The organism is Nocardia sp. NPDC052566, assembly GCF_044547285.1.
In the GTDB taxonomy this organism is placed as follows: domain Bacteria; phylum Actinomycetota; class Actinomycetes; order Mycobacteriales; family Mycobacteriaceae; genus Nocardia.
Genome location: NZ_JBIUAF010000001.1, coordinates 1,338,408 through 1,351,009 on the forward strand (window position 1 = coordinate 1,338,408; position 12,602 = coordinate 1,351,009).

Genomic DNA, 12,602 nt, shown 5'->3' on the forward strand with positions numbered 1-12,602 from the left:
ACTCTCCGCCAATCTTGCGCGCCACGCAAGATTGCGTGATCGGAAAGTTTGGCGCCGCACCATGCTTCGCGGCGGTCCCGACAGGAGCCGGTGGTCCGGCGGCGCCGAGATCTGGGCGATGAACAGCGGCGGCGGTGCCCCGTCCCGGCGATCGGAAGCAGATCGCGCGGCATCCCGAGGGGCCGAGGATTCGATTCGTGATCGAGGGAGCGGGACGCCGATGGCGCGGACGGTCCTGGTTCAGGCGTGGACTGCCGGTGCGAGAACCGTTGCGCACCACTGCCGGAAGGTCGTCGCGCCGGCAGACCGCGGGGCGCGCGGCCTGCCGGCGTCGAGGCCGTTGTCCTTCGCGCGCATCATGTCGACGTGGGCCTGTGCGATCGGGTCACTGAAGCCGCGGGCGGCCAGTGCCGCTCGGAGGTCATCGAGCGAGTGCCGCTCGTAGCGCACCGGGCGGCCGAGTTCCTCGGACATGATGTGCGCCATATCGTTCGGCGACAGGTCCGCCGGGCCCAGGATCGGGACCTCGCCCGTTCCGGTCCACGATCGGTCGAGCAGCAGCGCGGCGGCGGCCGCGGCGATGTCGCGCGTGGCCACGACCGGCGCCGCGTGGTCGGCCGCGACGGTGTCGGTGAAGACTCCCTCGTCGCGGATCGAAGCCAGTTGCCACAGCAGGTTGTCCATGAAGGTCGGGTTCGCGAGTGCTCGGAAGGCGACGCCGGTCCCGGCGATGAGATCGTCCATGGCCAGCGAGGCGGTTACATACCCGGCGTCGGCCTCGACGGGGGTGCCGCGACCGAGCGCCGAGACGCCGACGACGTGCCCGATTCCGTGCGCGGTGAATGCCTTCGCGGCGGCGCGGGCGAACCCGGAGTACACCGCGTCCAGGCTCGGCGCCGTCGGATTCGGTGGGGCCAGCCAGAAGACGGCGTCCGCGCCGGTGCAGGCCCGCTCGACGACCTCGGCATCGCCGTGTGAGCCGGCAACGACCTCGACGCGGTCGCGGACCGCGTCGGGAAGCTTGCCGGGGTCGCGCACGATGACGCGCAATTCTTCACTGCGAGTGGAGGTTTCGTCGAGCAACAGGTCGAGGAGTTGGCCGCCGATGTGGCCGGTGGGGGCGGTGATGACGATCATGGTTCGAGTCTCGTGCCGCTCAACGGCGCCCGTCCAATACCCTTGCCGGACATTGATACCGTGAAGGTATGGATCTGGATCTGCGCAAGCTCCGCTACTTCGTCGCGGTGGCAGAGCAGCGGCACTTCGGCCGCGCGGCGCGGCAGCTCTACATCGCGCAACCGGTGCTGAGCCGTCAGATCAAGGTGTTCGAGCGGGAATTGGACTGCGAGCTGCTCGTGCGGTCCACCCGCAGCGTGGAGCTGACCGCCGCGGGCAAGCAGCTCTACGAGGAGGCGCAGGGGATCCTCGCCGCCGTCGACGCGGCGGTGCGGCGGGTACACGACGCCGATCACGGCGTGCGACGGCTCGTCGTCGCGTTCTCCGCGGGACTGCATGTGTCGGAGGCGATCCTGGCGTTCACCGCGCGCCACCCGGACGTCGAGACCGACGTCGTCCCGGTGCGCTGGTGGGAGCCGGACGCGCCGCTGCGGGACGGCCGCGCCCAGATCGGCTATCTGCGAAGGCCGTTCGACGACTCGGGATTGCGGACCATCCCGGTCGGCCACGAGCCGAGGGTGGCCTGCCTGCCCGCGGCCCACCGGCTGGCCGACCGGCCCGAGCTCACCCGCGCGGACCTCGACGGCGAGCGGATGCTCGACACACCGGCGCGGCGCACGTCGTCACTCGAGGAGAAGTTCGAGCGCATCGCCGCCGGGCACGGCATCGTGCTGGTCCCGCTGAGCGTCGCGCACTCCTACGCCCGCCCCGACCTGGTACACCTCCCCGTCACCGATGCTCCGGGAGTCGAGACCTGCCTGGCCGTGGTCGCGGATCGGCGCGAGAAACTCCTGCGCGACTTCCTCGACATCGCCACCGCGACACTGCGCCAAGCCACGTCGGCGGCCGGATCGCTTGGCGGGGAAGCGAACGGTGCGCCGACTGCGTGAATGCGGCTGGTGCAGTGGTGCGTCCGCTGCTATCCGAGTGCCTACGGGATGACCGACAGCTGACGGGATTGGGCGACGAGAGTGCCCATGCTGTCCCAGATCTCGAAATCTTCCTCATGGAAGCCGTCGATCAGGAAGCGGGTGGCGACGCGGCACGCGAGCCAGCCGGGAGCGGGACGGTTGCGGATGTGGACGGTGAGTTCGACCGTGGCGGAGGCGGGTACGACGCCGAGATCGAGGACCACCGGTGCGGCGGCGTCGACGAGCAGCGCGAGCGCGATCGGGTCGGCGGGGCGGCCGTCGGTGAACCGCATCCAGAACTCGTCGAAGCTGGCGCCGGTGGGTGTGCCGTGCCAGAAGCCGGGGATCTGCGGCATCCGGAACTCGACCTGATCGGCGATCGACGCCTCGGGCGGGCGCAGCACCGCCATCGGATCGAAGCAGCGCTCCGGCGGCGGCAGGACGGGTGGATCGTCGCGCAGCACCGTCGGGCCGTCGGCGGTCGCGAGGTCGGTGAACGTGGCGAGCACGCGCAGGATTTCGCGATCGTCGCGGGTGAGCCTGGCCTGACCGGTGGCGGTGCGCCTGCCGATGCGCGCGATATCGGTGTGTATCCGCGCGGGTCCCGGCATGGCGGGACGCAAATAGTGTGCGGAGGCCGCCAGCAGATCCGGATGCGGAATCTCCTGGTGCAACGCTTGCAGGCAGGCCGCGATCAGGTAGCCGCCGTTGACGTGGCCGCCGAGCGCCCGCCAGCGTTGCGAGAGTTCGAGCCCGTACTGGTGCTCGCCGAGCCGAGTGCTCGCGGTGTCCGCGTCGAAGGCGTAGCGCGCGGTGGTCGTCATCGGTGGGTCCTTTCCTTCGCCTCAACGATCACGCGCCGGATGGCCGGTGTCTATTACCCACGAGGTAATGGTCGAGCCGCCGCGCGATTCGTAGGATCGGGGGAGTGACTACGCAAACCGCCGGTGACCTGCTGCGGCATTGGCGCCAGGAACGCAGGCTGAGCCAGCTCGAGCTGGCAGGCCGGGCCGACACCTCCGCGCGCCACCTCAGCTTCATCGAGACCGGCCGCTCCACCCCGAGCCGGGCCATGCTCGCGCACCTGTGTGAGCAGCTCGAGATCCCGCTGCGCGAACGCAACCGGCTGCTGCTGGCCGCCGGATACGCCCCCGCCTACGCCGAACCCGCCCTGGACACCCCCGCGATGGACGCGGTGCGCGGCGCGATGCGGCTGATCCTGACCGGGCACGAACCGTATCCCGCGCTGGCCATCGATCAGGGCTGGCGGATGGTCGACGCGAATCGTGGTGTCGCGCTGCTGCTCACCGGCATCGACCCGACGCTGCTCACCGCACCGGTGAACACCCTGCGATTGAGCCTGCACCCCGACGGGTTGGCGAGCCGCATCCTGAACCTGGCCGAATGGCGGGCCCACCTGTTCGCCCGGCTGACCCGCCAGATCGAGGTCACCGGCGCCGCCGAACTGGTCGAACTGCGCGAGGAACTGCGCGCCTACCCGGGCGGCGAAACCGACCTGGTGCTGCCCGAACCCGATCAGTCGGTGGTGCCGCTGCGCCTGCGCCACGACGGCGCGGACCTGTCGTTCCTCAGTGTGACAACGGTTTTCGGCACCCCGATGAACGTCACCGTCGCCGAACTGGCCATCGAATCGTTCCTCCCCGCCGACCAGGACACCCAGAAACGCCTCACCGCGGCCCTCGCATGACCCTCGCCGCGCGCCTGGCCGCCCTGCTCGGCACCCCGGTCCGCACCGTCACCGACCTCGGCCCCAGCCACGCCTGGACCCTGCACCGCGCCGAACTGTCCGACGGCCGCACTGTTTTCGTGAAGGCGGCCACTGAGCACGCCCCAGTGCTCGCCGCGGAAGCCGCGGGCCTGCGCTGGCTCGCGGACGGTACCGCGGACAACGATCGAACTGCCCTGGGAGCGACGGAGAACGGAGCGCGGCGCGAAGCGACAGAAGGCCACCGAGGAACGGTGGGCGCCGAGGAATCGTCACGGGGAGCGAGTGAGTCGGCAGGATCCGCCGGGTTGCTGCCGCAAGCGCCGGCGGTCGATCGCGGAGGGCTGGTGCCCGCGGTCGTGGCTGCCGAGCAGGGATTGCTTGTCCTGCCGTGGCTGCCGGAGGCCACTCCCACGCCCGCTGCCGCCGAACGGTTCGGGCGCGAACTCGCGGCACTGCACGCACATTCGCCCGCGAGGTTCGGTGCGCCGTGGCCGGGCTGGATCGCCGAGTTGCCGCTGGACAACACCGTGCGCCCCGGCCCGTGGGCTCAGTGGTATGCCGAGCGCCGCCTCGCGCCCTACCTGCCGGGGGCCGCCGCCGTCCTCGGTCGCGACGGAATCCGGTTGCTGGAGCGCGTCATCGACCGCATCGATGCGCTCGCGGGCCCACCGGAACCACCCGCCCGCCTGCACGGCGACCTGTGGTCGGGCAACCTGCGCTGGACCCCCGACCGCGTCATGCTGATCGACCCCGCCGCCCACGGCGGTCACCGCGAAACCGACCTCGCCATGCTGTCCCTCTTCGGTGCACCGCACCTGGACCGCATCCTCGCCGCCTACCACGAAACCCACCCACTGGCCGATGGCTGGCGCGCCCGCGTCCCCCTGCACCAGCTCCACCCGCTCCTGGTCCACGTCGTCCTCTTCGGCGGCGGCTACGCCAACCAAACCCTCACCGCCGCAACGACTCTGCTCACCTAGCCGCAGCGTTTGCGATCGCGGAAGACGCTTTTCCTGGCGGCGATCAGCCCCCGGTGACGATGTGTTTCATGTGTTCCCGAGGGGCGCTTTGCATTCGGCCGCCCGCCCGGACCCATTCGCCGACCACGCGGCTCGCGTCGCGCGCGGGGTTGTAGATGTCCTCCTCGGAGGAGAACAGGCCGTTGCCCGCGTAGACGAGGCGGGTGATGTTGGGGAACCAGTATTCGGTGTCGTCGCCGGCCAGGTCGGGCAGCAGGTTCTTGATGCCGAGCACGATCGCGTCGTTGACCTCGTCGAAGGCCACCCAGTAGTGCGGGAAGCGCATATGCGGGAACGGCGCCGTCACGTTGACGATCCAGCGCCGCACCGCTTCGCGCCCGCGAAAGGTGCCGTAGGCGTGTTCGATGTACTCGACGTCCTCGGTGAACAGGTCGGCGAACGGCGACCAGTCCCCGCTGGCCGAACACCGCTCGACGACCTGCTCGTAGTGGGCCAGTCCCTGCTCCAGCTCGGCGCGGTCGAACTTGCCCATCGTGTACTCCTTCGCTAGCCGGTGCGTGCGATGACGTGCTCGGCGAACCGCTCGAGGTTCGCGATCTTGGTGTCGAGCAGCTGGGTGTCGTGCTCGGTGGTGTACGGGTTGCGGAACCCGACGATCACATCGGTGACGCCCTTGTCCTCGAGGCGTTTGACCCCGTCGACGGTGAAGCCGTCGACCGAGATGACGTGCACCTCGAAATCCGCGCGGGTTCCGTATTCGGTTCGCAGCGTATCGAGTCGCCGCAGCAGCCGGTCCAACTCGGCCGGATCGCCGCCCGCGTGTATCCAGCCGTCACCGCGCCGCGCGGCGCGCCGCAACGCCGGTTCGCTGTGCCCGCCGATGAGGATCGGCACCGGCGCGGTCGGCACCGGACTGATCTTGATCGGCGGCAGATCGTAGAACTTTCCGTGGAATTCGAAGTAGCCGCCCGCCATCAGCCCGCGCACGATATCGATGCACTCGTCCATGCGCGCGCCGCGATGCTCGAACGGCACCCCCATGATCTCGAAATCGTCGGGCCACGGGCTGATCCCGACGCCGAGCCCGAACCTGTTGCCGCTCAACGCCGCCACCGACGCGGCCTGCTTGGCCACCAGCACCGGCGGCCGGATCGGCAATTTCAGCACGAAGGGAGTGAACCGCAACGTCGTCGTGGCCGCCGCCATCGCCGCGGACAGCACGAACGCCTCGATGAACGGCTTGTCCTCCAGGAACTCCCGGCTACCGTCGGGGGTGTACGGATAGGTGGCGTCGGAATCCCGCGGATAGGCGACGCTGTCCGCGACCGCCATGCTGGTGTACCCGGCCGCCTCCGCGGCCCGCGCCAGCGGTAGGTAGTACGAGGGGTCGGTCATGGTCTCGGCATAGGTGAAGCGCATCTATTCGCCTTTCGTATGTGCTGTATCCGGCTGGCGGCGCTGCATGGGCCCCGCGTGGTCACGCTGCGCTACCGCCTCCGTGCCATGAGCTCGCGCCGCGTGGATCCCGGCACGGCGCCCGAAATACGAGCCCTCGCCGAGACAGGTGCCACTGGAATAGCCGTCACAGTCCTGCGCGATAGTCGACGCGCACGCGCCCGCCGCGTACAGGCCCGCGATGATGGTGCCGTCGGCGCGCCGCACCGCGCCGTCCTCGGTGGTGGCAAGCCCACCGAGGGTGAATCCGACATACGTGGCCGCGCCGGGCGTGAGATCGAAGGCGCCCCACGGTCCCTCGGTCAGTGGCGTGATCCAGTCCGGATGCTTGCCCAGCTCGGGATCGTGCTCGTCGGCCGCGGCGGCGTTGTAGTTGGCCAGCGTCTCCTGCAGCGCGCCCACCGGGATGCCGAGCCCGGATTCCATCGCCGCCACGGTCTCCCACCCGTCGACGAACTTCACCATCGGCAGCTCGGGCCACACCATGTGCGCGCTGTCGACGATCAGGTAGGCGGTCGAATCGGGTTGCGCGACAACGGCGCCCGCCGTGCGCCCATGATAGGAATCCTCGGCCACGAACCGCTGGCCCGCCTTGTTGACGATCACTCCGTGCAACAGCTCGGCGGGCGGATAGAACGAGGCGGTGAGGAACGCGCCGTCCATATGCGCGGTCGCCCCGCCCGCCGACTGCCCGAGCCGGATACCGAGTCCGTCGTCGGAGGGTACACCGAGTGGCAGGAAGTGCCGGGCCGGCTTCGGTGTGTAGGCGGCGACCATCTCCTTGTTCATCACGTACCCGCCCGCCGCGAGCACCACCGCACCCGCCGCGCTGCCGCCCGCCCAGTGCACCCCGACCACCCGCCCGGTCTCGTCGGCGACCAGATGATCGACCATCGCCTCGTACCGCACGTCGATACCGAGCACCGCCACCCGCGCGGCGAGCGCGCGCATCACCTCGCTGCCGCCGCGCCCGGCGGGCGCGTTCACCTTGTGCCCGCGCGGCGCGGGCCGCACCTGTTCCCGGTAGGGCCAGACCTTTTCGTTCCCCGTCCACATCAGGCCCTCGGTGCCGGGCTGCACCACCGCCTTGCCTGGATAGAACGACCGCTCGAACACCAGCCCCTGGGCTTCGAGCCACTCGAAGTGGGCGACGCTGTCGGCGCAGTAGGCGCGGATCTTGGTCACGTCCGGCGCCGGGGTGACCGCCTCGAGGTAGGCGGCCATCGCCTCGATGCTGTCGTCGTGTCCGGTGACGCGCTGGACCGGCGTACCGCCGCCGAGATAGAAATGCCCGGCCGACAGCGCCGACGCACCGCCGGGTGCGCTGGTGCGTTCCAGCAGTAGTACTTTCGCGCCCGCCTCGGCCGCGCCGATCGCCGCGCACGCACCCGCGATACCGAACCCGACGACGATCACGTCCGCCGTCTCGCGCCACCACTCGAAGTCCGCCGGAAGCAGCGGCGGCACCTCTACACCCATGGATTCGCGTGACCTTCCGGAATCAGCCGATCGAACATCGCCTTCATCTCGGGCGAGAGCCGCATCAGCTCGGTATAGCCACCGAGCGGACCACCGTCGAGATAGGCGAATTCCATTCCGGCACCCTCGAACGCGCCACGCGCGACGATCTCCGCACCGGACGCGCGCGCCGCCGCCAGCGCGGCATCGAAGTCGTCGGGCACCCAGCCCACGTGGTGCAGCCCGGGCCCGACCCGCTCGAGATGTTCGGAGTACAGGCTCACCCCCGCGCGCGGCTCGATCAGCTCGACCTGCTGCCCGCCCGCGTAGCCGAGCGCCACCGTGATCGTGTAATCGGCGGGCGCGCCACGCAATTCACACGATTCGGGCCCGAACCGCACATCCGGAACGGTGAACCATTCGGCGACGCCGTAGCGCTCGGTGAACGCCTGCCGCGCCGCGGCCGAATCCCGTACCACCCAGCACAATTGGAAGATCGGTCCGGTCGTGATGGTCATCGACTACCTCAGCTCTGCCCCGAATCGGGGCGTGCCAGCACGGTAAGCATTGATGCTTAACATCGTCAAGAGCCCGCTTTAGTACAGTCCGGAGATGGCCATCGACGATTCGCGAACCGCGCTGCTGGACGCGGGCGAACGCCTGATCGCCGAACGCGGCGTCGAGGTGCCGCTGCGCGATATCGCCGCCGCCGCGGGCCAGCGCAACAACTCCGCGGTGCACTACTACTTCGACTCGCGCGCCGGCCTGGTCGAAGCGATCGTCGAACGCCGGATGAACTGGCTCGAGGACCGCAGGATGCACTTGCTCGCCACCCACGAATCCGACGGCACCGCACACGACCTCCGCACGCTCGTCGCCATGCTGGTGCTACCGATCCTCGAACTCACCGGACAGCGCCGGGTGACGCACTACGGGCGGTTCCTGGAAGTGGTTCGCGCGCACCCGGTGATCGCCGACATCGGCCGCCTCGCGGGCGCCGACCGCGCCGCCGTCCGCATCATCACCACCCGCCTCGCCGCCGCCCTCGCGCACCTGCCGCCACCGCGCCGCCGTCAACGGCTGGAAACCATGGCCACTGTCATGTTCGCCCTCATCGCCGACTACGAACGCGCCCTCGAAACCCGGCTCCGCACCCCCGCACCGGAATCCGATGCCGCCGAAATCGTCGCCATGATCGTCGCCATGCTCACCGTTCCCGCTCGGTGACGGTCGCCTGCCTCAGCCCTCGCGGGCGCGGCGGGTCAATGCGACTGTCGCCGCACGCAGTTGGTCGGGCGAATCCAGTGGCGTCGCGTAACCCACCCTGGTGCGCGCCACCCCGCGCGGGGTGGTGACCCGCAGGTCGAGGCCGTAGCGGTCCGCGCGTTCACATGTGGCGGTGGTCGCGTCCGGGTAGCCGCCGAGCGCCTGCGCCATCGCCAGCAGCGCGTCGGCGTGGTCGTCGTTGAGATGGGTGATCGCGCGCGCCGCGCCGGGCACGATCGGGTCGGGCGCCGCCGCCGCGTACTGCTCGGCCGTCGCCGAATCCATCCGCCCGTACCCGCCGACCCATCGAATCCGGTGCACCCGCAATACCCACACCGTGAAATCGCTGTAATCGATGTAGTACGCGGCCGCGGGGACCGCCGCCAGGTGCACGGCGCGCGCGGCATCGGCCTCGTCGCCGTCCGGGCGCTCCATCACCCCCGCGAGGGTGATCCTGGTGCCCGCCAACGGATCCGCGGGCGGATCGGGCGCGACGATCGCCACACTCGCCCGCGGATCCGCCGCGAGATTGCGTCCGTGCTCGGCCAGCCGCGACACGCACAGCACCGGCTGACCGTCCAGCAGTCCGTAGGTGACCAGCGACGCCCACGGCGTGCCGTCCGCGCTGAGACTGGCCAGAGTGGCCGTATTCGTCGCCGCCGCAACGGTTCTCGCCTCCTCCGCGGCCGACGGCCGTGCCGGATTCGCCAGTGGCGCGGTCGGCGGCGGGATCGAGGGCGCGTCGCCGGGATCGCCGTGATCGAGAGTCATGCCGTCCAGCGTGCCATGACGAAACGCCGGAGCGTGTGTACCGAAACGACCGGATTGCCCGCGCGGAACACGCGCGCATCGGCCAGACTTGGCCCGTGACCCGATACGCCTTCGATACCGCCCGCAACGAACTCGTCGCGACCTGGGCTACCGGCCGCGGCGACTTCGCCGAGACCGTGGCCGCGCTGCCACCGGTGCGCCCCGACCAGGCAACGGATCTCGCGTCCAATCTGACCACGCTGTCGCGGTTCCAGTGGCGCACCTACACCCACCCCGCCAGCGCGGCGGGCGATCCCGACATCCCCAACAGCGAGGCATGGCGCCGCGCCGAGGAGCGCAGGAACTTCAAAGAGGTCGAGGTGGGCATCCGCACCCCGAACCTGCCCACCGATCACGGGCTGGTCGTGTCCTACAGCGGCGTCGTCGAATCCGCGCACCGTGTCGGACGCACCTTGCACGCCATCGACGACGACGCCCTGCGCGACGCCATCGTCGGCGAGGTCCGCCGCGAGCAGGCCGCCATCGAAGCCGCCGAACTCGGCGACCTGTCCGGGCGGGCACGCCAGGCGGTCGAAATGTCGCGGCCCGACGTGTCACCCGCCCAGGTCCAGGCCGCCGACGACCTGCTCAGCGCCGACCCGCTCGGCAGCATCGAACTGTTCACCGAACTCGACCCCGCCTCGGCGTCGGTCGCCGCCGCGCACTGGCTGCACGCCGCCGCCGAGGTCGCGGGCTACGTGGCCGGGGTGCCGACCGCCGACGTGGTGGTCGAGGCCGACGATATCGAGGCGCTGCAGGTCGAAACCCCGACCATGGTGCTGGAACGGCTGGAGGCGGGCGAGACCGTCATCGAGGTCGTCGTCGACCTCATCGCCGAGGCCATGGCCGTCGCCGAGGGGCACGTGCCGGCGCCGTGGGGCGTGGTCGCCAGGGTCGCCGAAATCGAGGAGCAGGCACGCAAACTCGATTTCGACAACGCCACCCGCGCCGCACTGCTCGCCGAATTCCGGATCAGCCGCCTCGACCCGGTCCGCCCCGCCTTGGACCTCCTCGAAGACCTCCTCGACGGCATCCGCGGCTGCCTGCTGCTCTACGTCGCGCACGGGGGAGACGACGACAACATCGAAGAGCAGTTCGCCGCCGACGTGCGCCTGGAGGCGGATTCGCACCGGGAGCGGTTGCTGTAGCGACGTGAGCTCTTCGGTAGAACCGGGCCCGCCCGCACCGGCTCCCGTCGAGCGCGGTCGAATGGCCGTACGACACGCCGTTGTGGGGGCCATTCGGCTGCGCTCGACTGGCCGGAGTTCGACGCCTGCGTTGTGTGTGGTGACGTAACGCGTTGCGGCAGTTGATCATCGGGGCGGGTTTGTCGGTGGGCGCGCGTAGCGTGGGCACATGGAACCGATACTGGTCACGGGGGCGGCTGGGGGACAGCAGGGATCGACCGGGCGGCGCGTGGTGGAGCTGCTGCTCGGGCGCGGGCTTTCGGTGCGCGCCATGGTGCACGCCGACGACGCACGCGCCGACGCGCTGCGCGGGCTCGGCGCGGAGGTGGTGGCCGGGGATCTGCGCGAGATCGCCGATACCCGGCCCGCGCTGCAAGGTGTGCGCTCCGCTTACTTCACCTATCCGGTCGTCGACGGATTCATCGAGGCGACAGGGGCGTTCGCGGCCGCCGCCAAGGAAGCGGGGGTCGAGCGAGTGGTCGCCGTCTCCCAGCTCGCGTCCGGCCCACAGGCACTCACCCCGCGCATGCGCCAGCACTGGGTCGCCGAACAGATCCTGGACTGGGCGGGTATCGGCGCCGTCCACCTGCGCGCCGCGGTGTTCTTCGAGAACATCGCCCTGCTCGCCCGCACCGGCGACCCGGCCGAACTCGCCATGCCGATGGGCCCACCGGAAACCGTTCTCCCGCTCATCGCGGGACAGGACGTAGCCCGTGTCGCCGCGGGCATACTCGCCGACCCGGCCCGGCCCGTCGACCCGGTAGTCCTGCTCACCGGCGAGGTCATGTCCATCGCGGCGGTCGCCGACACGCTCGGTGTCACCTACCGCGACGTACCTCCCGACGCATGGCACCGCTGGGCCCTGGACTTCTACGGCTCCGCCCACCCCGCCGAACACCTGTCCAAACTCTGGGAGATCTTCCGACTCCTCGGCGAAGGCACCGGCCTCTACCACGTCACCGACACCATCCACCGCCACGGCGGCCACCCGCCGACAACCCTCGCCGAATTCGCCGCCGCCCCAGGATAATTCGCCGGAGGCGGCTCCGCCGTGGACCCGGCCGACGCCTACCTCGCAGTCATGACACCCGAGTTCCCGCAGACGGCCGGACGCAGTGGATCGCCCGGTGGATAGTGCGCTCGACGCTGTCGTCGGATCAGCGCGCCGTTTTCCTGGTGAGTGCCCGAGCATCGGCTACTGCTGGCGGTACCGGAGCGGCCGATGCTCGGCCAGCCTGTGCAACCTGAACTAACCTTCGGGATAGAAGACGAACAGGGTGCAGCCGGTTGTCGTAGCGGGGACGTGCCATGAACCGGCGGGGGCGTGCAGAAACGTTCCGGCGGGGTAGTCGCGGGCGCCGTCGTTGAAGATGCCCGCGACGACGTAGACCTCCTCCGGGCCTGGTTCGTGGACATCGCGGTGCGGCCACGAGGTGCCGGGGTCCATCTCGAGGAGGTGGGCGCTCGCACCGTTGGCGCCTGTCCACAGTGGGCGCGACCGGATGCCGGGAAAGACTTCGCGGACAGGGGATTCGGTGACCGCGACGGAGGTGTAGCCCTCCTGGGCGAGTATCTCGGGATGCATACCTCTCACGGTGCCGTGCGCGGCGACGGCGGACGAGAGTCCGGA

Annotated in this window: 14 protein-coding genes; 6 read left to right on the forward strand and 8 right to left on the reverse strand. The window is 70.1% G+C overall.

Annotation, left to right across the window (positions count from 1 at the left end; all coding sequences use genetic code 11):
- Window positions 1–240 precede the first annotated feature (240 nt).
- Entirely contained in the window at window positions 241–1,137 is an 897-nt protein-coding gene (locus ACIG5A_RS05330) for an NAD(P)H-binding protein (protein ID WP_397237950.1), read from the reverse strand.
- A gap of 68 nt (window positions 1,138–1,205) precedes the next feature.
- Between ACIG5A_RS05330 and ACIG5A_RS05335 the strand changes: the two genes are divergently transcribed.
- Complete coding sequence (locus ACIG5A_RS05335; protein ID WP_397237952.1) at window positions 1,206–2,066, forward strand: LysR family transcriptional regulator; 861 nt, start codon at window positions 1,206–1,208, stop codon at window positions 2,064–2,066.
- Between the two features lie 41 nt (window positions 2,067–2,107).
- Here the strand turns inward: ACIG5A_RS05335 and ACIG5A_RS05340 are convergent, their stop codons facing one another.
- Entirely contained in the window at window positions 2,108–2,911 is an 804-nt protein-coding gene (locus tag ACIG5A_RS05340; RefSeq protein ID WP_397237954.1) for a thioesterase family protein, read from the reverse strand.
- Between the two features lie 104 nt (window positions 2,912–3,015).
- On the opposite strand from ACIG5A_RS05340, the gene ACIG5A_RS05345 reads away from it, so the two are divergent.
- Together ACIG5A_RS05345 and ACIG5A_RS05350 are read left to right on the forward strand one after the other, a co-directional pair.
- Window positions 3,016–3,795: a helix-turn-helix domain-containing protein gene (locus ACIG5A_RS05345; RefSeq protein ID WP_397237956.1), complete on the forward strand. Its 780-nt coding sequence runs from the start codon at window positions 3,016–3,018 to the stop codon at window positions 3,793–3,795.
- Entirely contained in the window at window positions 3,792–4,796 is a 1,005-nt protein-coding gene (locus tag ACIG5A_RS05350; RefSeq protein WP_397237958.1) for a fructosamine kinase family protein, read from the forward strand. The genes ACIG5A_RS05345 and ACIG5A_RS05350 overlap by 4 nt, the downstream gene beginning before the upstream one ends.
- Before the next feature lie 43 nt (window positions 4,797–4,839).
- Here the strand turns inward: ACIG5A_RS05350 and ACIG5A_RS05355 are convergent, their stop codons facing one another.
- Genes ACIG5A_RS05355 through ACIG5A_RS05370 form a run of 4 tightly spaced genes read right to left on the reverse strand, consistent with a single transcriptional unit; the run spans window position 4,840 to window position 8,227 of the window.
- Window positions 4,840–5,328, reverse strand: a complete 489-nt coding sequence (locus ACIG5A_RS05355) for a nuclear transport factor 2 family protein (protein ID WP_397237960.1) — start codon at window positions 5,326–5,328, stop codon at window positions 4,840–4,842.
- 14 nt (window positions 5,329–5,342) lie between these two features.
- The gene (locus ACIG5A_RS05360) at window positions 5,343–6,215 is read right to left on the reverse strand and encodes a TIGR03619 family F420-dependent LLM class oxidoreductase (RefSeq protein WP_397237962.1); all 873 of its coding nucleotides are present in this window, start codon (window positions 6,213–6,215) and stop codon (window positions 5,343–5,345) included.
- Window positions 6,216–7,730, reverse strand: a complete 1,515-nt coding sequence (locus ACIG5A_RS05365; RefSeq protein ID WP_397237964.1) for an FAD-binding protein — start codon at window positions 7,728–7,730, stop codon at window positions 6,216–6,218.
- A complete protein-coding gene (locus ACIG5A_RS05370; RefSeq protein ID WP_397237966.1) occupies window positions 7,721–8,227 on the reverse strand; it encodes a VOC family protein in 507 nt (168 codons plus the stop codon). The genes ACIG5A_RS05365 and ACIG5A_RS05370 overlap by 10 nt, the downstream gene beginning before the upstream one ends.
- A gap of 94 nt (window positions 8,228–8,321) precedes the next feature.
- Between ACIG5A_RS05370 and ACIG5A_RS05375 the strand changes: the two genes are divergently transcribed.
- On the forward strand, window positions 8,322–8,936 hold the full coding sequence (locus ACIG5A_RS05375; protein ID WP_397237968.1) for a TetR family transcriptional regulator: 615 nt from the start codon (window positions 8,322–8,324) through the stop codon (window positions 8,934–8,936).
- A gap of 12 nt (window positions 8,937–8,948) precedes the next feature.
- Here ACIG5A_RS05375 and ACIG5A_RS05380 read toward each other — a convergent pair whose 3' ends face one another.
- Window positions 8,949–9,746 (reverse strand): HugZ family protein, encoded by a 798-nt coding sequence (locus ACIG5A_RS05380; protein WP_397237970.1) that lies wholly within the window; start codon window positions 9,744–9,746, stop codon window positions 8,949–8,951.
- Between the two features lie 95 nt (window positions 9,747–9,841).
- Here ACIG5A_RS05380 and ACIG5A_RS05385 point away from each other — a divergent pair, with 95 nt between their 5' ends.
- Both ACIG5A_RS05385 and ACIG5A_RS05390 read left to right on the forward strand, forming a co-directional pair.
- Entirely contained in the window at window positions 9,842–10,933 is a 1,092-nt protein-coding gene (locus ACIG5A_RS05385) for a hypothetical protein (RefSeq protein ID WP_397237972.1), read from the forward strand.
- Between the two features lie 208 nt (window positions 10,934–11,141).
- Window positions 11,142–12,002, forward strand: a complete 861-nt coding sequence (locus tag ACIG5A_RS05390; protein WP_397237974.1) for an NmrA family NAD(P)-binding protein — start codon at window positions 11,142–11,144, stop codon at window positions 12,000–12,002.
- A 219-nt stretch (window positions 12,003–12,221) separates the two neighbouring features.
- Here the strand turns inward: ACIG5A_RS05390 and ACIG5A_RS05395 are convergent, their stop codons facing one another.
- Entirely contained in the window at window positions 12,222–12,557 is a 336-nt protein-coding gene (locus ACIG5A_RS05395; RefSeq protein WP_397237976.1) for a cupin domain-containing protein, read from the reverse strand.
- Between the last annotated feature and the right edge of the window lie 45 nt (window positions 12,558–12,602).

What these genes read in the sequence shown, in the direction of transcription:
- ACIG5A_RS05330 (WP_397237950.1), bottom strand. Translation starts at nt 1,137, where the DNA reads ATGATCGTCATCACCGCCCCCACCGGCCACATCGGCGGCCAACTCCTC.
- ACIG5A_RS05335 (WP_397237952.1), top strand. Translation starts at nt 1,206, where the DNA reads ATGGATCTGGATCTGCGCAAGCTCCGCTACTTCGTCGCGGTGGCAGAG.
- ACIG5A_RS05340 (WP_397237954.1), bottom strand. Translation starts at nt 2,911, where the DNA reads ATGACGACCACCGCGCGCTACGCCTTCGACGCGGACACCGCGAGCACT.
- ACIG5A_RS05350 (WP_397237958.1), top strand. Translation starts at nt 3,792, where the DNA reads ATGACCCTCGCCGCGCGCCTGGCCGCCCTGCTCGGCACCCCGGTCCGC.
- ACIG5A_RS05355 (WP_397237960.1), bottom strand. Translation starts at nt 5,328, where the DNA reads ATGGGCAAGTTCGACCGCGCCGAGCTGGAGCAGGGACTGGCCCACTAC.
- ACIG5A_RS05360 (WP_397237962.1), bottom strand. Translation starts at nt 6,215, where the DNA reads ATGCGCTTCACCTATGCCGAGACCATGACCGACCCCTCGTACTACCTA.
- ACIG5A_RS05365 (WP_397237964.1), bottom strand. Translation starts at nt 7,730, where the DNA reads ATGGGTGTAGAGGTGCCGCCGCTGCTTCCGGCGGACTTCGAGTGGTGG.
- ACIG5A_RS05370 (WP_397237966.1), bottom strand. Translation starts at nt 8,227, where the DNA reads ATGACCATCACGACCGGACCGATCTTCCAATTGTGCTGGGTGGTACGG.
- ACIG5A_RS05375 (WP_397237968.1), top strand. Translation starts at nt 8,322, where the DNA reads ATGGCCATCGACGATTCGCGAACCGCGCTGCTGGACGCGGGCGAACGC.
- ACIG5A_RS05380 (WP_397237970.1), bottom strand. Translation starts at nt 9,746, where the DNA reads ATGACTCTCGATCACGGCGATCCCGGCGACGCGCCCTCGATCCCGCCG.
- ACIG5A_RS05390 (WP_397237974.1), top strand. Translation starts at nt 11,142, where the DNA reads ATGGAACCGATACTGGTCACGGGGGCGGCTGGGGGACAGCAGGGATCG.
- ACIG5A_RS05395 (WP_397237976.1), bottom strand. Translation starts at nt 12,557, where the DNA reads ATGCATCCCGAGATACTCGCCCAGGAGGGCTACACCTCCGTCGCGGTC.